Source organism: Vibrio sp. 811, assembly GCF_033339195.1.
Genome location: NZ_JAWOUB010000002.1, coordinates 475,688 through 494,606, shown reverse-complemented (window position 1 = coordinate 494,606; position 18,919 = coordinate 475,688). Strand labels below are relative to the sequence as shown.

At 44.3% G+C, this 18,919-nt stretch carries 19 protein-coding genes, 1 riboswitch and 1 other annotated feature; of the genes, 14 read left to right on the top strand and 5 right to left on the bottom strand.

Translation table 11 applies throughout. The features are described from left to right. The first annotated feature begins 6 nt into the window (after positions 1–6). The 3 genes from R7Q46_RS06040 to R7Q46_RS06030 are packed head-to-tail and all read left to right on the top strand — an operon-like array spanning position 7 to position 1,605. A complete protein-coding gene (locus tag R7Q46_RS06040; RefSeq protein ID WP_151514674.1) occupies positions 7–519 on the top strand; it encodes a DUF2878 domain-containing protein in 513 nt (170 codons plus the stop codon). After that, the gene (locus R7Q46_RS06035; RefSeq protein ID WP_318077393.1) at positions 479–1,072 is read left to right on the top strand and encodes a chalcone isomerase family protein; all 594 of its coding nucleotides are present in this window, start codon (positions 479–481) and stop codon (positions 1,070–1,072) included. Before R7Q46_RS06040 ends, R7Q46_RS06035 begins: the two co-directional genes overlap by 41 nt. After that, the gene (locus tag R7Q46_RS06030; protein ID WP_318077390.1) at positions 1,072–1,605 is read left to right on the top strand and encodes a DUF3833 domain-containing protein; all 534 of its coding nucleotides are present in this window, start codon (positions 1,072–1,074) and stop codon (positions 1,603–1,605) included. The genes R7Q46_RS06035 and R7Q46_RS06030 overlap by 1 nt, the downstream gene beginning before the upstream one ends. A gap of 133 nt (positions 1,606–1,738) precedes the next feature. Here R7Q46_RS06030 and purB read toward each other — a convergent pair whose 3' ends face one another. The 3 genes from purB to mnmA all read right to left on the bottom strand — a co-directional run bounded on the left by purB (position 1,739) and on the right by mnmA (position 5,015). Then, on the bottom strand, positions 1,739–3,109 hold the full coding sequence (gene purB / locus R7Q46_RS06025; RefSeq protein WP_005378198.1) for an adenylosuccinate lyase: 1,371 nt from the start codon (positions 3,107–3,109) through the stop codon (positions 1,739–1,741). A 153-nt stretch (positions 3,110–3,262) separates the two neighbouring features. After that, positions 3,263–3,880, bottom strand: coding sequence for a high frequency lysogenization protein HflD (gene hflD, locus R7Q46_RS06020; RefSeq protein WP_005378194.1), 618 nt, complete (start codon positions 3,878–3,880; stop codon positions 3,263–3,265). Between the two features lie 10 nt (positions 3,881–3,890). Further along, a complete protein-coding gene (gene mnmA / locus R7Q46_RS06015; RefSeq protein WP_318077388.1) occupies positions 3,891–5,015 on the bottom strand; it encodes a tRNA 2-thiouridine(34) synthase MnmA in 1,125 nt (374 codons plus the stop codon). Between the two features lie 188 nt (positions 5,016–5,203). Here mnmA and R7Q46_RS06010 point away from each other — a divergent pair, with 188 nt between their 5' ends. Both R7Q46_RS06010 and R7Q46_RS06005 read left to right on the top strand, forming a co-directional pair. Beyond that, positions 5,204–5,473 (top strand): hypothetical protein, encoded by a 270-nt coding sequence (locus R7Q46_RS06010; protein ID WP_005378190.1) that lies wholly within the window; start codon positions 5,204–5,206, stop codon positions 5,471–5,473. A gap of 117 nt (positions 5,474–5,590) precedes the next feature. Further along, entirely contained in the window at positions 5,591–6,895 is a 1,305-nt protein-coding gene (locus R7Q46_RS06005) for an inosine/guanosine kinase (protein ID WP_005378187.1), read from the top strand. Between the two features lie 127 nt (positions 6,896–7,022). On the opposite strand, the gene R7Q46_RS06000 is transcribed toward R7Q46_RS06005, so the two are convergent. Next, positions 7,023–7,430, bottom strand: a complete 408-nt coding sequence (locus R7Q46_RS06000) for an H-NS family nucleoid-associated regulatory protein (protein WP_005378185.1) — start codon at positions 7,428–7,430, stop codon at positions 7,023–7,025. 582 nt (positions 7,431–8,012) lie between these two features. Further along, positions 8,013–8,195, top strand: a riboswitch (Lysine riboswitch). A gap of 109 nt (positions 8,196–8,304) precedes the next feature. Between R7Q46_RS06000 and tet(35) the strand changes: the two genes are divergently transcribed. After that, a complete protein-coding gene (tet(35), locus tag R7Q46_RS05995; RefSeq protein WP_005378182.1) occupies positions 8,305–9,906 on the top strand; it encodes a tetracycline efflux Na+/H+ antiporter family transporter Tet(35) in 1,602 nt (533 codons plus the stop codon). Between the two features lie 323 nt (positions 9,907–10,229). On the opposite strand, the gene R7Q46_RS05990 is transcribed toward tet(35), so the two are convergent. Next, positions 10,230–11,183 carry a sigma-54 interaction domain-containing protein gene (locus R7Q46_RS05990; RefSeq protein WP_005388056.1) on the bottom strand — a complete coding sequence of 318 codons (954 nt, stop codon included), beginning with the start codon at positions 11,181–11,183 and terminating at the stop codon, positions 10,230–10,232. A 369-nt stretch (positions 11,184–11,552) separates the two neighbouring features. Next, positions 11,553–11,690, top strand: a sequence feature (His leader region). A 53-nt stretch (positions 11,691–11,743) separates the two neighbouring features. Between R7Q46_RS05990 and hisG the strand changes: the two genes are divergently transcribed. The 8 genes from hisG to hisIE all read left to right on the top strand — a co-directional run bounded on the left by hisG (position 11,744) and on the right by hisIE (position 18,918). After that, positions 11,744–12,640, top strand: a complete 897-nt coding sequence (gene hisG / locus R7Q46_RS05985) for an ATP phosphoribosyltransferase (RefSeq protein ID WP_005378180.1) — start codon at positions 11,744–11,746, stop codon at positions 12,638–12,640. 5 nt (positions 12,641–12,645) lie between these two features. Continuing rightward, entirely contained in the window at positions 12,646–13,938 is a 1,293-nt protein-coding gene (hisD, locus tag R7Q46_RS05980) for a histidinol dehydrogenase (protein ID WP_033905089.1), read from the top strand. Between the two features lie 18 nt (positions 13,939–13,956). Next, positions 13,957–14,997, top strand: a complete 1,041-nt coding sequence (gene hisC, locus R7Q46_RS05975) for a histidinol-phosphate transaminase (RefSeq protein WP_042522058.1) — start codon at positions 13,957–13,959, stop codon at positions 14,995–14,997. Positions 14,998–15,066: 69 nt separating this feature from the next. Continuing rightward, a complete protein-coding gene (hisB, locus tag R7Q46_RS05970; RefSeq protein WP_318077385.1) occupies positions 15,067–16,140 on the top strand; it encodes a bifunctional histidinol-phosphatase/imidazoleglycerol-phosphate dehydratase HisB in 1,074 nt (357 codons plus the stop codon). Between the two features lie 26 nt (positions 16,141–16,166). Next, a complete protein-coding gene (gene hisH, locus R7Q46_RS05965; RefSeq protein ID WP_213896740.1) occupies positions 16,167–16,781 on the top strand; it encodes an imidazole glycerol phosphate synthase subunit HisH in 615 nt (204 codons plus the stop codon). Between the two features lie 12 nt (positions 16,782–16,793). Further along, on the top strand, positions 16,794–17,531 hold the full coding sequence (gene hisA / locus R7Q46_RS05960; protein ID WP_025766876.1) for a 1-(5-phosphoribosyl)-5-[(5-phosphoribosylamino)methylideneamino]imidazole-4-carboxamide isomerase: 738 nt from the start codon (positions 16,794–16,796) through the stop codon (positions 17,529–17,531). Further along, positions 17,513–18,286 carry an imidazole glycerol phosphate synthase subunit HisF gene (hisF, locus tag R7Q46_RS05955; RefSeq protein WP_213962617.1) on the top strand — a complete coding sequence of 258 codons (774 nt, stop codon included), beginning with the start codon at positions 17,513–17,515 and terminating at the stop codon, positions 18,284–18,286. The genes hisA and hisF overlap by 19 nt, the downstream gene beginning before the upstream one ends. Beyond that, positions 18,283–18,918 carry a bifunctional phosphoribosyl-AMP cyclohydrolase/phosphoribosyl-ATP diphosphatase HisIE gene (hisIE, locus tag R7Q46_RS05950; RefSeq protein ID WP_262647241.1) on the top strand — a complete coding sequence of 212 codons (636 nt, stop codon included), beginning with the start codon at positions 18,283–18,285 and terminating at the stop codon, positions 18,916–18,918. Before hisF ends, hisIE begins: the two co-directional genes overlap by 4 nt. Position 18,919: the final 1 nt, after the last annotated feature.

Here is an 18,919-nt window from a genome sequence, read left to right as displayed (position 1 = left end):
TTCGTTATGAAGGTATTTCTTGCTTCGACATGGTTCCAACTCTGCTGGTTTGCAGCGGTGCTTGGAACCTATCAATGGCAATGGGTCACGTTATTCCTTACTTTGGCAACCCTACTATATTGTTTGAAAACTGACGCATCTTCGCTCAAAAGTATTGGTGTGATCGTCACGAGCGGGCTCGTGATTGATACGCTCAATCAACAACTCTCGGTCTTTGTCTTTCCTACCCCATGGCTGCCAGTCTGGTTATTATGCTTGTGGGTTTTGTTTTCTTGGTATGCCTATCAACTTAAGTCAATTTTGTACCGTTTCCCAAAAACCTACGTATCAATAGTAGGCGGACTCGGAGGAACAGCGAGTTACTTTGCTGGCTATAAGCTCCAAGCCGTTGAATTTGGATTTAGCACTGGCGCTACACTGGCAATGTTGTTTGTCGAATGGTGCGTCATGATGCTCTTGATACTCAAGGTGTACGGAAATGAAAAGCTTGAAGAGAGTTTTAACTCAGATACTGACTAGGTTGCTTGCGTTGGTAATAGTAACTGGTTCTTTTGCTCTGCAAGCTCAACCCGTTGGAAACAGCGAAGCTGCTAGCAACATTGCTAATTGGAAGGGATGGAAAACTGTTGGAGAAGCCCAACTTACCTGGTTCATCTTCGATATTTATCACTCAAGATTAAAAGCGCCTGATGGCAAGTTCATCGTAAGCGATGACATATCGCCACATCCCCTTGCGTTGGAAATTAATTACAAGAGAGACATCAGTAAGCAACAGCTGCTTGATGTGACGGATGAGCAGTGGGCGAAATTGGGTTTTACTGACTCATATCGAAAAACTTGGATCAGCGAGCTCGATCGTATGTTTCCTGATATTCAAAAAGGTGACGAGCTTACTTATTTGACAGATGGAAAATCTGGTCAGCTGTTTTATAAGCAGGTTGGGGACGTGCAAGTAAAGAACGTTGGCATCATTGAAGACGAACGAATGAACGATGCATTTTTAGCTATATGGTTATCACCCAACACAGAATTTCCGAAACTCCGAAAACAATTGATAGGGCAGGTTAGATAGTGTTTAAACGAATTTGTAAATCAGCGACTTTAGTGGCAGCTGTTTTTCTTTCGGCATGTTCCGCAGACATTGATAATTACCGCTCTTCTACACCGACTTTTGACGTATTCGGTTATTTCGAAGGTGACATAAAGGCGTGGGGGATGGTGCAAAATTATACCGAACAGCAAACCCGTCGCTTTGAAGTCGATATAGTGGGTACTGTAGAGGGTGATACGCTGACGCTGGTGGAAGACTTCGTGTTTGATGATGGAGAGGTGGACCAGCGAATTTGGGTTATCACTAGATTAGAAGACGGTAGTTATGAAGGTAAGGCAGACGATATTATAGGTGTAGCAACAGGGGAAGAGCAGGGCAATGCGCTACAGTGGCAATATGACTTTGAGCTACAAATGGAGGATTCATCAGTGACGGTTGCTTTTGATGATTGGCTTTATCGTCAGGATGACAGACACGTTTTCAATCTAACGAAAATAAAAAAGTTTGGTGTGGAAGTAGGAACAATAACCTTGTTCTTCCAAAAGCAGCCATAACAAATGGGGCAGATCTTCAATTAATAATCCATGCCATATAACTAAAATTATTTTCTCCCGACCTAACTCTCCTAACTAAAAAAGGTTGACGCTTTCGCGTCAACCTTTTAAGTATCTGGTCGTTACAGGATGATTACAGCTTATCTGTCAGCTCGATTGCTTGACCGATGTAGTTCGCTGGCGTCATCTCTTTCAGACGTGCTTTCTCGTGCTCAGGAAGCTCAAGACCGTCGATGAAGTTACGCATTGCTTCGCCGTCTACACGCTTACCACGAGTTAGCTCTTTCAGCTTCTCGTATGGCTTCTCGATGCCGTAACGACGCATAACGGTTTGTACTGGCTCAGCTAGTACTTCCCAGTTCTTGTCTAGTTCAGCAAGAAGCGCTTCACGGTTTACTTCTAGCTTGCTGATGCCTTTAAGCGTAGAAGTGTAAGCTATGATAGCGTAGCCAACACCAACACCAAGGTTACGTAGAACCGTTGAGTCAGTTAGGTCACGTTGCCAACGAGAGATAGGCAGTTTCTGTGCTAGGTGGCCGAATACAGCGTTCGCAAGACCTAGGTTACCTTCTGAGTTTTCAAAGTCGATTGGGTTAACTTTGTGAGGCATTGTTGAAGAACCGATCTCACCAGCAATAGTTTTTTGCTTGAAGTGGCCTAGTGCAATGTAACCCCAAACGTCACGGTCGAAGTCAATCAGGATAGTGTTGAAACGAGCGATAGCGTCGAACAGCTCAGCGATGTAATCGTGCGGTTCGATTTGAGTTGTGTAAGGGTTCCAAGTTACGCCTAGAGACTCTGTGATGAACTCTTCAGAGAACTTGTGCCAATCTAGCTCTGGGTAAGCAGAAAGGTGTGCGTTGTAGTTACCTACTGCACCGTTGATTTTCGCTAGGATCTCAACGTTTTCGATTTGCTTGAATTGACGCTCCATACGGTACGCCACGTTTGCCATTTCTTTACCCATAGTAGATGGAGAAGCAGGCTGACCGTGTGTACGAGATAGAAGAGGAATGTCGCGGTATTCCACTGCTAGCGCTTTGATAGCGTCGATTAGGTTACGGATTTCTGGAAGAATCACGTTCTCACGCGCTTCTTTAAGCATTAGAGCGTGTGATGTGTTGTTGATGTCTTCAGAAGTACATGCGAAGTGGAAGAACTCGTTTACTGCGTGCAGTTCAGGAACGTCTGCTACTTTCTCTTTTAGGAAGTACTCAACCGCTTTTACGTCGTGGTTAGTTGTACGCTCGATCTCTTTGATACGGCGTGCATCTTCTTCAGAGAAGTTTGCAGCAAGGTCGTCTAGGAATTGGTTTGCTTCTGCGCTAAACGCTGGCACTTCTGCAATTTCAGCAGTAGCAGCAAGCTTTTGTAGCCAGCGGATTTCAACGATAGTACGGTACTTTAGTAGACCGTATTCACTGAAAATTTCGCGTAACGCAATTGTCTTGCTTCCGTAACGGCCGTCTACTGGTGAAACAGCAGTCAATGCTGACAGTTCCATGATGTTCTCCTGAATTGGGTTTCTAAATTTCGTGAGCTTTATACCAATAACTGTGGCAATTGTCACGAATATTGCGCAAACGTTTGCGCGAGATTTATTTTAGTCGAAAAAAATGAGCTCGCGATAAACGCGAGCTGCTTATTTGATATTTTACTACAGACGAGCAAGAAGGATTTGTGCTTGCTCTACCATCTTCTTGCGCCCGAAGATTAGGTGGCGACGCTTACCACCAACTTGACGCCAAAGAACTGCACTACGAATGCCAGATAACAACAGCGCACGAACTTTGTGTTGGCTTGCCGTCTGCTGCAGTACAGATGGCGTGCCCGTTACTTGAATGCGTGGGCCAATAGGGCTAACGACATCCAGATAGATGCTCGCTAAATTGCTGATCATTTGATCGTCTAGTAGCTCAAAGTGCTCTGACTGACGCTTGGCCATTTGAATACGATCACCAAGCTGAGACATAGCATCGTTACGAGAGCTTAACTTACGCTCTAACGCCATTAAACTAATAATGTAACGAGTAATTTCACTGCCTGATGGTGTGCTATCAATCCCTTTAACCAAGCATTCTAGGCCGAGCTTTAGATCGGCTTCGCGACCGAATACGCCAACTGTGTTAGCAGGGTTCGTGCTCAAAATAGCGTTGATTGATGTTTCAAAAGCATCTTGATCACAATGTCCGTTTCTCGCTACCTGTTGAACTAAAGCAACAGCTTGGCAAATCCCAGCGAAAGCGATAGTACGGTCATAAAGTGTATTCGCCACGTAACGACTCCTAAGCTTGAGAATATTTAATGCGTTGCTCGATGATGCCGCCACCTAGGCACACGTCATCTTTGTAGAACACAGCTGATTGACCTGGAGTTACAGCAATTTGTGGCTCGTCAAAGATCACTTTAATGTTTTCATCATCGATAGGGATGATTGTACAAGGAATATCTTCCTGACGGTAACGAGTTTTCACTGTGCACTTCATAACATCGCGAATTGGCTCACGATCTACCCAGTGAAGTTGTGATGCAAGTAGACCTTCTGATTTCAACATTGGATGATCTTTACCTTGAACGGCAATCAAAACGTTACGCTCTAGATCTTTCTCACCAACGAACCATGGGTCTTCGTTACCACCGCCGCCTTTACGGCCACCGATGTGTAGACCTTTACGCTGACCAAGCGTGTGGTACATCAGGCCTTGATGTTGACCAATCAGTTCGCCTTCAGGTGTTTCGATGTTGCCTGGTTGAGCTGGAAGGTAGCGACCTAGAAATTCTGTAAACTTGCGCTCGCCGATGAAACAAATACCCGTAGAGTCTTTCTTCTTCGCCGTGATTAGATCTTGCTCTTCCGCAATGCGGCGTACTTCTGGCTTCTCTAGGTCACCAACAGGGAATAGGCTACGTGCGATTTGCTCGTTGCTTAATGTGTACAGGAAGTAGCTTTGATCTTTGTTGCCATCGAGACCACGTAGCATTTGTGGTTTTTCACCGTTTTCAGGGAAAGAACGACGCACGTAGTGACCCATTGCAATGTAATCCGCATCAAGCACTTCATCAGCGAATTCTAGGAACGCTTTGAACTTGATTTCTTTGTTACAAAGAATGTCTGGGTTTGGTGTACGACCTGCTTTGTATTCTGCAAGGAAGTACTCAAATACGTTATCCCAGTATTCGGCAGCAAAGTTGATAGTGTGTAGGTGGATGCCTAGCTTGTCACATACTGCCTGAGCGTCAGCAAGATCTTCTGCCGCTGTACAATATTCTTCGTTGTCATCTTCTTCCCAGTTCTTCATGAAAAGGCCTTCTACTTGGTAGCCTTGCTGCTTTAGAAGATACGCGGAAACAGATGAATCAACGCCGCCGGACATACCGACGATGACTTTCTTTTGGCTGTTATCAGACATTACTAAACACCACTTAAATAAACGGGATGCAGATTCTATCAGAATCCACAGACCGGTGACAGATCCGAGATCGAAATCACAATTCGTTTCGCTGGATTTTTCTTCAACAAAGATTCGAACGAGTAATTTCGCAAGTATAGAAGAGGTATATATGGCATAGTTGGCCAAAATCCAAGAGGAAACATCAAATGACAGAAGAAAACCAATTTATGCAAGAAAGTGAGTTGATTGAAATTGTTGAAAATCAGCTCGAAGATGGTAACCCGCTTAAAGTAAAAGAAACCCTTATGCGTTTAATGATGACTGGCACACCACGTGAAGATGCGGTTGCGATGATGGCATGTGCGATGTCAATTGAGATTTTTGATGTAATGAAGAATGAGGGTGAGTTCAACCTAAAGCGTTATAGCGAGCACCTTGAGCAACTACCAGATCTCAGCTTTATGGAAGGTGAATAAGCCACCTAAAAGAAAAAAGTAGTCAGCAAACGTTTGCTATAATCGCTTTTATTGCTGCTTTATTATTAGCGGTATAGAATCCGCTCTCCTTTTCATCCCCTTACTCAGACTGACAATATGAAATTTCCTGGACAACGCAAATCGAAGCACTATTTTCCTGTTCATGCTCGTGACCCGCTGGTGAGCCAAGCACAAGAAAGCAAGAAGATGACGCGCACTCACATCATTGGTATTGACCAAACCTTGGTTGATATTGAAGCAAAAGTTACAACGGATGTGATTGAAAAGTACGGTCTGAGTAAAGGTCACTCTCTGGTTATCGATGACGAAAGAGCAGAAGAGTTATACCAGCAACTGAAAGAAGAGAACTTGATTACCAATGAGTATGCGGGCGGTACAATTGGTAACACGCTACATAACTACTCCGTGCTAGCGGATGACCGCTCCACACTACTTGGAGTGATGAGCCAGGATATTAAGATTGGCAGCTACGGTTACCGTTATCTTTGTAATACATCAAGCCGCATGGACTTGAACTACCTACAAGGTGTAGATGGTGCAATTGGCCGTTGTTTTGCTCTTATCACAGAAGACGGTGAACGTACTTTTGCTATCAGCGAAGGGCAAATGAACCAACTCCATCCTGATAGCATTCCAGAGAAAATCTTTAAAAATGCATCAGCACTTGTACTGACGTCATATCTAGTACGTTGCAAAGACGGCGACCCAATGCCGGAAGCAACAATGAAAGCAATTGAGTACGCGAAAAAGAATGATGTGCCTGTTGTTCTGACTTTAGGCACAAAGTTTGTTATTCAAGATGACCCTAAATATTGGCAAGAATTCATTCGAGATAACGTTTCAGTCGTTGCGATGAATGAAGATGAAGCAGAAGCACTGACGGGGGAATCTGATCCACTTGCTGCGTCTGATAAAACATTGGAGTGGGCTGATCTAGTATTGTGCACGGCGGGTCCTGTAGGTCTATTTATGGCTGGGTATACGGAGGATAGCGCGAAGCGCGAAACTTCTTTGCCATTACTTCCAGGGTCAATTGCTGAATTTAATCGTTATGAATTCAGTCGTCCGGCGAAAAAAGACTCATGCGAGACGCCAATAAAAGTGTACTCGCATATCTCGCCATATATGGGTGGTCCAGAAAAAATTAAGAATACAAATGGCGCAGGTGATGCTGCGTTATCTGCTGTTCTTCATGATATGGCAGCAAATAAATACCATAAAGAAAATGTGCCTAATTCAAGCAAGCACAGTAACGAGTATTTAACTTACTCTTCTTTTTCTCAAGTCTGCAAATACGCAAACCGTGCGAGCTACGAAGTTCTCGTGCAACATTCACCACGATTGTCGCGCGGACTTCCTGAGCGAGAAGATAGCCTAGAAGAAGCATACTGGGAACGTTAATACGAAGCGGTTTAATTAACTATTCTGTAACTAAAGTAAAAGGCGCATTAAGAAATGTGCCTTTTTTATTTGTAATGGTTTAAATAAAAAAGGCTCCCTATGGGAGCCTTTTAAAAATAGCACGGATCTAGATTAGGAACTCATCCAGAGATTTACCTGCATCAAGTTGCTCTTGAATCGCCGAAGGTGTACGACCTTGGCCAGTCCAAGTTTTCTCATTACCGTTTGAATCTGTGTATTTGTATTTAGCAGGGCGAGGTGCGCGCTTCGCTTTGCCTTTCGTCTTAGTTTCGCCAGATAGCGCAGTAATAAGTGCTTCCACGTCAATACCGTCTTGAGCGATTTTCTCAGCAATCTCTGCAAGCTTAGCTTCTTGCTCTGCTTGTGCTGCGCGTTCTGCTTCTTCTGCTTCACGACGCTCATCTACGACAGTAGTGAGTTTATCTAGAGCTTCTTCCAATTGTTCTAGAGTCAGCTCACGAGAAAATGCACGAAGGCTACGGATATTTAGAAGGGTTTTAGTCAGCTCTGACATAACGATTCCTATTAAAAGGTTAATGTGTTGGGCACTTTTTATCGTTACGATTAAATAATGCCAATCTATAAATAAACAAAGAGTCCTTATATTTAACTTTATCTTTTCCTTATGTGCAAATGCTAAATCAAGATTTTGTTTAAATTTGACTATTTTTTAAAGCAATTAATATTATTACACTCGAAATAAATCATTATTAGATGAGAACTAAAATCAACAATCATTATTGTATAGAGAGAGCGACAGCTTGGTTTTTTATAAAAAAATTTGAGTTATTACTTAAAAATATGAAGCATCCATCTTTAATGGTGTGTCATATATCCTTAATTTATTGATATAAGATAAACCATGATATTTCTAAGGTAGTAATAATGTTTCATAAATAACATGATTGATGTGATTTCAGTTGCACAAAACTTATGGAAGTAGGCAAGGTTTATAAATTATCTCAGTCATTATTTATTTGTTTAATTTAGTTTGATGTGTTGCATTGACTCTCATCATAAGTACAATGGCTGCCACCTGATGCAATATTGCAGACAATTTGTTGTTAATTTGTACAGTTAGTGGTTAATTGTTTGTTGTTGCCGTAGAGGCGCGGTCTCGAAGAGTAGCTATTATTGGGGTGATGCCAATGAATAATAGTGGAAGGCGAAGATTGCCGAAGTAAGTAACTCATCAAAGTTACTTGCTGGGGTTGTATCTGAAAGGAACAACACTGCCATAGTATATATTCACATTAAACTATGGAGCGCTACTGTAGGGTTGGGTGGAGTGTTCGCTTCCCTGTCGCTAAGTTCAACATGAGCACGTATCGTATGCTACGTGACTTGTCTGCAGTAGATCTCTAGCCAAACTTTGGTTTTTGAAGATCATGAATTTAATAGATTTTTCTAGTTCTCCTGTTTCATTATTGCCACCTATTGTCGCTTTGACTTTGGCGATTTTGACTCGACGTGTATTAGTTTCCTTGGGTGTAGGTATCGTGCTAGGTGCGGTGCTACTTAATAGCTGGTCTATCAGCGACACCGCAGGTTACGTCAGTTCTCAAGTTTCTTCTGTCTTTATTGAAGATGGCGGAATTAACACTTGGAACATGAGCATTGTTGGTTTCCTAATCTTATTAGGTATGACAACAGCTTTATTAACGCTTTCTGGCGGTACTCGTGCTTTTGCTGAATGGGCACAATCTCGAGTGAAGAGTAAACGCGGCTCCAAACTTCTTGCCGCCTTTTTAGGCGTATTCATTTTTGTCGATGATTACTTTAATAGCCTTGCTGTTGGTGCGATCTCTCGCCCAGTAACCGATCGCTTTTATGTGTCTCGCGCTAAGCTTGCGTACATTCTAGACTCAACCGCTGCTCCAATGTGTGTAATTATGCCTGCTTCTAGCTGGGGTGCTTACATTATTACTATTATTGGCGGGATCTTAGTCTCACATGGGATCACAGAGTATTCGGCTCTTGGCGCATATGTTCGTCTTATCCCAATGAACTTCTACGCCGTTTTCGCGCTGCTAATGGTGTTCGCTGTTGCGTGGTTTGGTCTTGATATTGGTAAAATGCGTGAGCATGAGATCTCTGCATCGCAAGGTCGTGGCTTTGATAAAGACAAAGAAAATGACTCGCAAGAAGCGCATGACCTAAATGAAGAGCTAGATATCCGTGAAAGTGAAAAGGGTAAAGTGTCAGATTTGATACTTCCTATCGTGACGCTGATTATCGCGACTATCGCTTCAATGCTTTACACGGGTGGCCAAGCATTGGCTGCTGATGGTAAGGAGTTTGCGCTTCTTGGTGCTTTTGAAAATACAGATGTAGGTACATCACTAATCTACGGTAGCTTGCTTGGCTTAGCAGTTGCACTGTTTACTGTTGTGAAGCAAGGTCTACCAATGGCTGAGATCGCACGTACACTTTGGATTGGTGCTAAGTCTATGTTTGGTGCGATTCTAATCTTAGTATTTGCCTGGACCATTGGCTCTGTTATCGGTGATATGAAGACTGGTACTTACCTTTCGACAATGGCGCAGGGAAATATCAACCCTCATTGGCTCCCAGTTATCTTATTCTTGTTGTCTGGCCTGATGGCGTTCTCAACAGGTACTTCATGGGGTACGTTCGGCATCATGCTTCCAATCGCCGGAGACATGGCTGGTGCAACAGACGTAGCGCTAATGCTACCGATGTTGAGTGCGGTTTTAGCTGGTGCGGTATTCGGTGACCATTGTTCACCAATCTCAGATACGACTATCTTGTCATCGACGGGTGCACGTTGTAACCACATTGATCACGTATCAACACAGCTACCTTATGCATTATCAGTCGCGCTTGTTTCATGCGTCGGCTTTATTGCCCTTGGTATGACTGCTTCAATTGCGTTCTCGTTCATTGCAGCGTCGATAACATTCGTTATCGTTTGCGCTATTTTGTCATGGCTTTCAAAGTCTAAAATAGCGTCTTGCCAGAGTGCGTAAGTTGTTTTGAATAGATTCGTTACAGAGGGAAGCTCCGCTAATTTAGCGGAGCTTTTTTTAACGCGACTTAGGTGAGGGGGGCAATCGCGTTTTTGGGGATAAAAGTCTCGTGTTAAGAGCGAATTGTTTGTGTACCGAGCTCTCCTTGATGGGCTGTAATGGAAAAGCAATCCATCTTCTTCTTAGTTCTAAGCAAAGACTATGCCCATTTTAAGCTTTTGATTTTTAATACAGAAAAATCCGCATGGTTGCGATGCAGAGTTAACTAAATGATATCTAAAGAGTTACCTGTTACACAGTGTTACGTTACACCTATACAGTATTTAAACATTTAAGTTGTATTTCTTTATTAATCGATAAAGCGTTGTTCTTGAAATGCCGAGGTGACGTGCAGCCGCACTCATATTGTGTTTATTTTCTTCGATAGCTTGCAGTAGGTAGTCGAGATCAATTTGGTCCACAGAAGGGAGCAATTGCCTCTCATTGTTATCAAGGCCCAAGTCAGCGACGAGAAGCGTGTGATCTTCACACATGACAATTGCTCGTTGGATGACATTACGCAGTTCTCTTACGTTGCCTGGCCAACGATGTTTGAGGAGCTTGGCTTTTACCTTATCAGACATTTTTTGTACCTGACCATGAGACAGATCTGCTAGAAAGTGTTCAGATAAAATAATAATGTCTTTTCCACGCTTTCTCAGTGGAGGGATAGTTAATGGCAATATATTAAGCCGATAGAATAGATCTTCACGAAATCCTCCTTGTACGACCTCATTTTTCAAATCCACGTGGCTTGCTGCAATGACCCTACAGTCCACGTCAATGAATTTATCCGCTCCGACTTTATGGATTTGTTTACTCTCCAAAAAGTGAAGGAGGTGGATTTGTAAGTCTGGTGGCATGTCACCAATTTCATCAAGAAATAGGGTGCCTTTATGTGCCTTTTGAATAAAACCTATACGCTCTGAGATTGCGCCTGTAAATGCTCCTTTTTCATGGCCGAAAAGCTCGGATGCAATAAGACCACTTGGAATGGCTCCACAGTTGACTTCCACAAAAGGTGCTGAGTGTCTGTTCGACAATTGATGAATAAGGCGAGCGCAAAGACCTTTCCCAACACCAGTTTCACCCTGAATGAGGACTTCAGCATCACATTGAGCGTACTTTTGTATTGCAGTACGAAGTTCTTGGATACAGGCACTATTGCCGATCAACGGGTATAGTGCCGTATCGTCGAAATCTACAGCTTGTTTATTACTACCGTTACGCAGTTTCATTGTTAATCACTATTTTTTGCCCCGCTCTAATAATAGTTTTGAATGACTTGTCTCAAACGTGAGTTGCTGTCTCTTTATTGAGAAAAATGCCAATTAATGGGTTGGGTACGGTCTAAATAGTTGATTTGGTGGATATTCATACTATTCTTCGCTTTCTTCGTCAGAGTAGAGCTGATTGGAGGTGTTCTTTCCACCAGAGTATTCAATATGGAAAAGAATTTAATTTCATTTAAATCAATGTCTTGTGAAAAATATTTAGAAAATATTCAATTGAGTATTGAAAAATATAGAATCCTTAGTTAGTGTGGTTACTAACAAAGCAACTCAAAAAGAGCCTTAAATAAGTATGCGTAATTTTGTAATGAACATTCATCACCATCATCACCCAATCTAGTCTTTCGGGCGATGTACGCATACCCGGGAGGCAGGAAACTCCCGGAGGTAAAATCAAAGTAAAAGCAGATTTTAAACCCTCGGGAGACTTCAATCTCCCGAGGGTTTTTTAGTTTTATTAGTTTGAAAAATACTTAGATATCAAAATCTTGCATAGGGACAAAGCAATGCAAACACAACGTTTAAGAATCGCAATTCAGAAAAAAGGTCGTCTTAGCAAAGAGAGTCAAGCTCTACTAAAACAGTGCGGCGTAAAGTTCAACGTGATGGGCGAGCGTTTAGTTGTCCATTCTGAAAATATGCCAATTGATTTACTCTTGGTTCGTGACGACGACATCCCAGGTTTAATTATGGATGGCGTGGTTGACCTTGGCTTTATTGGCGAAAATGAACTAGAAGAAGTTCGCCTTGACCGCAAAGCATTAGGTGAACCCTGCGAGTTTGTTCAGCTTCGTCGACTTGATTTTGGTGGCTGTCGTTTATCTATCGCAATCGACAAGGACGAAGAGTACAACGGTCCACAAGACTTAGCTGGCAAGCGTATTGCTACAACGTATCCTCAACTTCTAAAAGCGTACATGGATGAAGCCGGCGTTCCATTCTCTACATGTATGCTGACAGGCTCTGTAGAAGTTGCGCCTCGCGCGGGTCTCGCTGATGCTATCGCTGATTTGGTTTCTACAGGTGCAACACTGGAAGCGAACGGCCTTAAAGAAGCTGAAATTATCTTCAAATCAAAAGCGACATTGATTCAACGCACAGGTGAGTTCGACGCAGACAAAGTGGCGCTAATCGAAAAGCTGTTAACTCGCATGCAAGGCGTGCAGCAAGCGAAAGAATCTAAGTACATTATGCTTCACGCCCCAGCAGAGAAGTTAGATCAAATTAAAGCGCTACTGCCAGGTGCTGAAGACCCAACTGTTCTTCCTCTTTCTGCAGATAAGCAGAAAATGGCTGTTCACTTGGTGAGTTCTGAAAACCTGTTCTGGGAAACAATGGAACAGCTGAAAGAGTTGGGCGCAAGTTCAATTCTCGTTCTACCAATTGAAAAAATGATGGAGTAAGCATCATGAGAACAGTCGTTTGGCAATCATTAAGTGAGAATCAGCAAGACTCTATTTTGGAGCGCCCTGCTATTGCAGAAGGTGCCAATATCACCACTGCTGTGGCCGAAGTTATTGCTAAAGTTCGAGAAGAAGGTGACTCTGCTCTTATTGAGCTGACCGAAAAGTTTGACCGTGTTAAGCCTGAATCCATTCGTGTTTCTTCTCAGGAAATTAAGGCAGCGTCAGAGCGTTTGTCAGAGTCAATGAAGAGCGCACTAGAGCAAGCTTACGCCAATATTTCTAAGTTCCACAAAGCGCAAAAGCCGCAACCGATCAAGGTGGAAACCCAGCCAGGTGTCCTTTGTGAACAAGTAACACGCCCAATTCAAAAAGTGGGTTTGTACATTCCTGGTGGCAGTGCGCCTTTGCCATCGACTGTTTTGATGCTCGGCGTTCCTGCAAAAATTGCAGGTTGTCGTAAAGTCGTTCTTTGTTCTCCACCCCCAATCGCTGATGAGATCCTTTATGTCGCGAAACTGTGTGGCATTGATGAGGTGTATAACGTCGGTGGTGGACAAGCAGTTGCTGCAATGGCTTATGGCACCGAGACTGTATCGAAAGTAGATAAGATCTTTGGTCCAGGCAACGCTTACGTGACCGAAGCAAAACGTCAGGTAAGTAATGATTTCCGTGGTGCGGCGATTGATATGCCAGCAGGTCCATCAGAAGTTCTTGTGATTGCCGATGAAACCGCAGATGCAGACTTTATCGCTGCGGATCTTTTGAGCCAAGCAGAACACGGTCCTGATTCTCAAGTGGTACTTGTGACTCCTTCTCCTGTGATTGCTGATCAAGTGACGGATGCGGTTCAACGTCAGCTTAAGGAGCTATCTCGTGCAGACATCGCAGAAAAGGCTCTGGCATCAAGCTTGATCATTATTTCCGAGTCGATGACGCAGTCAGTTTCTATTTCCAATTACTACGGTCCTGAGCACTTGATTGTTCAGACTAAGAACCCTCGTGAGCTTCTACCTCTACTTGATAATGCAGGCTCTATCTTCCTTGGGGATTGGTCGCCTGAATCTGCGGGAGATTACGCATCGGGGACTAACCATGTCCTTCCTACTTACGGTTACACACGTACTTATTCAAGCTTAGGTTTGGCGGATTTCTCTAAACGAATGACGGTTCAGGAGCTTTCTGCTGATGGTTTAAAGAACCTTGCACCAACGGTAGTCACGATGGCTGAAGCAGAAGGTCTGGACGCTCACAAACGTGCTGTTACTATCCGCGTAGAAAAATTAGCAAGTAAGTAAGAATAAGAGAGTAATGAGATGGAAAAGCTAGCGCGTAAACAAGTCCAACAGCTTACCCCTTATATGTCGGCTCGCCGAATCGGTGGTACGGGTGACGTATGGCTAAATGCCAACGAATCACCATTTAACAATGAATACAAAACAGACTTTGCTCGTCTTAATCGTTACAGCGAATGCCAACCGAAAGAACTGATTTCCGCTTACGCAGCGTATGCGGCTGTGAAACCAGAACAAACACTGACTTCTCGCGGCGCAGACGAAGGTATTGAGTTATTAATTCGTGCATTCTGTGAGCCGGGTGAAGATGCGATTCTTTACTGCCCACCAACTTACGGTATGTACGCCATCAGTGCAGAAACCATCGGTGTAGAGCGCAAAACCGTGCCGCTAACGTCAGATTGGCAACTAGACCTTGCTGGCATCGAAGCTAATCTGGATAACGTGAAGCTGGTTTTTGTATGTTCGCCAAACAACCCAACGGGTAACTTGGTTAAGCGTGAGGACATTGTGTCTCTGCTTGAGATGACAAAAGACCGTGCAATCGTGGTGATGGATGAAGCGTACATCGATTTTTGTCCAGAAGCGTCAACGGTAGACCTACTGGCGCAATACCCGAATCTTGCGATTCTGCGTACTCTATCGAAAGCTTTTGCGCTTGCAGGTCTGCGTTGTGGATTTACGCTTGCGAACGAAGAGCTGATTAATGTACTTCTTAAAGTTATCGCACCTTACCCAGTCCCAGTTCCAGTGGCAGAAATTGCGACTCAGGCGCTTTCGGAAGCTGGTTTAGCGCGAGCGAAGTTTCAAGTTCTCGATTTGAATGCAAACCGTGCTTACTTGCAAGTTGGCCTTTCAATGATTCCGGGCTTGGAAGTGTTTGAAGGGTGGGGGAACTACCTATTGGTGAAATTCCCAGATGGCGATGACCTTTTCAAAGCGGCTTGGGATACGGGCATTATTTTGCGTAACTCGCCAATTGAAAATTGTGTGCGTATCAGTGTGGGTAACCGTGACGAGTGCGAAAAAACGCTTGGATTTATCAGAAACTACTACGCATAAATAGAGACAGAATTTATCGCTCTCGCTCAATAGCGGGAGCGCCAAAAGAATAGCAATAAGGAAGTTCGAGTGAGCAAACAACAAAAAATCCTTTTTATTGATCGTGATGGCACCTTAATTGTCGAGCCGCCGATTGATTTTCAAGTAGACCGTTTAGACAAACTAAAGCTAGAGCCATTTGTTATCCCAAGCCTGTTGTCGTTGCAGGATGCAGGATACCGTCTAGTGATGGTCACGAACCAAGATGGTTTGGGTACCGACAGCTACCCACAAGAAGATTTTGATGCACCACACAACATGATGATGGAGATCTTTGAATCTCAAGGTGTGAAGTTTGATGATGTGCTGATTTGTCCTCACTTTGATGAAGATAACTGCTCTTGCCGTAAGCCTAAATTGGGCTTGGTAAAAGAGTACCTTCAAGGTGGCAAAGTGGATTTCCAAAATTCTGTTGTGATTGGCGATCGTCAAACTGATCTTCAACTTGCAGAAAACATGGCAATTCGTGGCATTCAATACAACCCAGAAACCATGGGTTGGAAACAGATCCTGAAAGATCTCACGGTGAAGGCACGCGTTGCTGAAGTGGTTCGCACCACAAAAGAAACGGACATCAAAGTATTCGTTAATCTTGACGAACAAGGCGGCAATGACATCTCTACTGGTCTTGGCTTCTTCGACCACATGCTGGATCAAATCGCGACACACGGCGGGTTCCAGATGGTGTGCAAAGTAGAAGGTGACCTGCACATTGATGATCACCACACAGTGGAAGATACCGCTCTTGCGTTAGGTCAAGCGTTGAAAGAAGCACTGGGTGACAAGCGTGGTATTGGTCGCTTTGGCTTTAGCCTTCCAATGGATGAGTGTTTGGCACAATGCGCACTAGACCTATCAGGTCGTCCTTACCTTAAGTTCGACGCGCCATTCAGCCGTGAGCAAGTGGGTGATCTTTCAACAGAGATGGTAGTTCACTTCTTCCGCTCTCTGACTGACACATTAGCATGTACGTTGCACCTTTCTTCTGCGGGCAACAATGATCACCACATCATTGAAAGTCTATTTAAAGCGTTTGGTCGTACGTTACGCCAAGCAATCAAAGTAGAAGGCACTGAGCTACCAAGTAGTAAAGGCGTGCTTTAAGGCTAACCTTAGCAAGGAGAAAAACAGTGACAGAACAGAAAGTTGTCATTATCGATACTGGCTGTGCCAACGTCTCTTCGGTGAAGTTTGCCATTGAACGCCTAGGCTATGACGTAACAATTTCAAAAGATCCACAAGTTGTGTTGTCGGCAGATAAGTTATTCCTACCGGGCGTGGGAACCGCCAGCGAAGCGATGAAAAACCTAGAAGAGCGCGATCTTATCAGCTTGGTAAAACAAGTAGAAAAGCCGCTGTTAGGTATCTGTTTAGGCATGCAACTGTTGGGCAAAGTGTCTCAAGAGAAAGGCCAGAAAGCCGACGAGTTAGTTGAGTGTCTTGGACTTTGTGATGGCGAAGTGAAGCTACTACAAACTGGCGATTTGCCGTTGCCGCATATGGGGTGGAACACGGTCTCTGCAAAAGCAGGTAATCCACTTTTCAAAGATATTGAAGAAGGTGAGCATTTCTACTTCGTGCACAGCTTTGCAATGCCTGTTGGGGATTACACGATTGCTCAATGCGAGTACGGCAACCCGTTCACAGCAGCAGTACAAAGCGGTAACTACTACGGCGTGCAATTCCACCCTGAGCGTTCTTCAAAAGCGGGCGCGAAGCTTATTCAAAACTTCTTAGAATTATAAAAGGGATTTAGTGTGATTATTCCAGCTCTTGATTTAATTGAAGGACAGGTGGTTCGCCTTTATCAAGGTGATTACGGCCAAGTAACTGAGTACAAAGTCGACCCAGCAGAGCAGTTCAACTTGTACCACCAAGCTGGTGCTAACTGGCTGCACTTGGTGGATTTAACTGGCGCGAAAGACACGACAGCACGTCAACTTGATTTAATTGCAAAGCTACTAGCAAGCACGCCAGCGAACATCCAAATCGGTGGCGGAGTGCGCACAGAGCAAGACGTGATTGATCTGCTAGAAGCGGGGGCTCAGCGTGTTGTCGTTGGCTCAACAGCAGTAAAACAGCCAGAGCTTGTGAAAGGTTGGATGGAAAAATACGGCGCAGAGAAAATCGTTCTCGCGCTAGACATCAACATAGATCAAGACGGTACGCGTAAAGTGGCGATCTCTGGTTGGCAAGAAGACTCAGGCGTGACCATCGAAGCTCTGATCAACGATTACTTAACGGTAGGTTTGCAGCACGTGCTTTGTACGGACATTTCTCGTGACGGTACGCTAGAAGGCTCAAACGTTGAGCTTTACATCGACTTATGCAAGCAGTACCCACAAGTGCAGTTTCAATCTTCAGGTGGCATTGGCTCATTAGCAGATATCGAAGCGCTAAAAGGCAGCGGTGTGGCTGGTGTGATTGTTGGTCGTGCGCTGTTAGATGGTAAGTTCACAGCAGAGGAGGCGTTTGCATGTTGGCAAAGCGAATAATTCCATGTCTTGATGTTCGTGATGGACAAGTGGTAAAGGGCGTTCAGTTCCGTAATCACGAGATCATTGGCGACATAGTTCCTCTGGCACAGCGTTATGCGGAAGAGGGCGCTGACGAGCTTGTGTTCTACGATATTACCGCTTCAAGTGACGGTCGTGTCGTCGATAAAAGTTGGGTCGCTCGCGTTGCAGAAGTGATTGATATCCCGTTCTGTGTGGCTGGTGGCATTAAATCAGCAGAAGACGCGGCGCGCATTCTTGAGTTTGGTGCAGACAAAGTGTCTATCAACTCACCTGCATTGGCGAACCCTCAGTTGATTACTGACCTTGCTGATAAGTTTGGTGTGCAATGTATCGTCGTTGGTATCGATTCATACTACGACAAAGAGACGGGCAAGTATCAGGTTTACCAGTTTACTGGTGATGAAGAACGCACCAAAGCGACCAAATGGGAAACGCGTGATTGGGTGCAAGAAGTACAAAAACGCGGCGCTGGTGAAATCGTACTGAACATGATGAACCAAGACGGTGTGCGTAACGGCTACGATATTGAACAACTTAATATGGTGCGCGAAGTATGTAATGTACCGCTGATTGCATCGGGTGGCGCGGGTGCTATGGAGCACTTTGCGGAAGCATACCAAAAAGCCAATGTGGATGGCGCGCTTGCCGCATCGGTATTCCACAAACAAGTCATCAATATTGGTGAACTAAAGCAGTATTTGAAACAACAAGGCATTGAGGTACGACTATGAGTGTGAAAGCCGCCGAAGTAAGTTCGCTAGTTGAGCTAATCAACTGGGAAAAGGTGGATGGTCTGGTACCTGCCATCGTACAAGATTTCCAATCAAGCCAAGTGCTGATGATGGGTTACATGAACCAAGATGCGTTGGCAAAAACGGGCGAAACGGGTCAAGTGACGTTTTTCTCTCGTACCAAGCAACGTCTTTGGACGAAAGGTGAGACCTCCGGCAACGTATTGCAATTGGTGAACATTCAGCTCGATTGTGACAACGACACGTTACTGGTGAAAGTGAATCCCATTGGTCCTACGTGTCACTTGGGCAACACAACTTGCTGGGATGTGGACCCTCAAGAGGAGTCACAAATGGTGTGGCTTCATCAACTTGAGCAGCTATTGGCTGCCCGCAAGAGTGCCGACCCAGATTCCTCTTATACTGCCAGTCTTTATGCCCGTGGCACCAAGCGTATTTCGCAAAAAGTGGGCGAAGAAGGCGTTGAAGTCGCGCTTGCGGCGACGTCGGGTGATAAGGCGGAGCTAGTGTGTGAATCAGCAGACTTGGTTTACCACTTGCTGGTATTGCTTCAAGACCAAGGCTTATCGATGAATGACGTAGTGAACAAACTGAAAGAGCGTCATAAGTAAG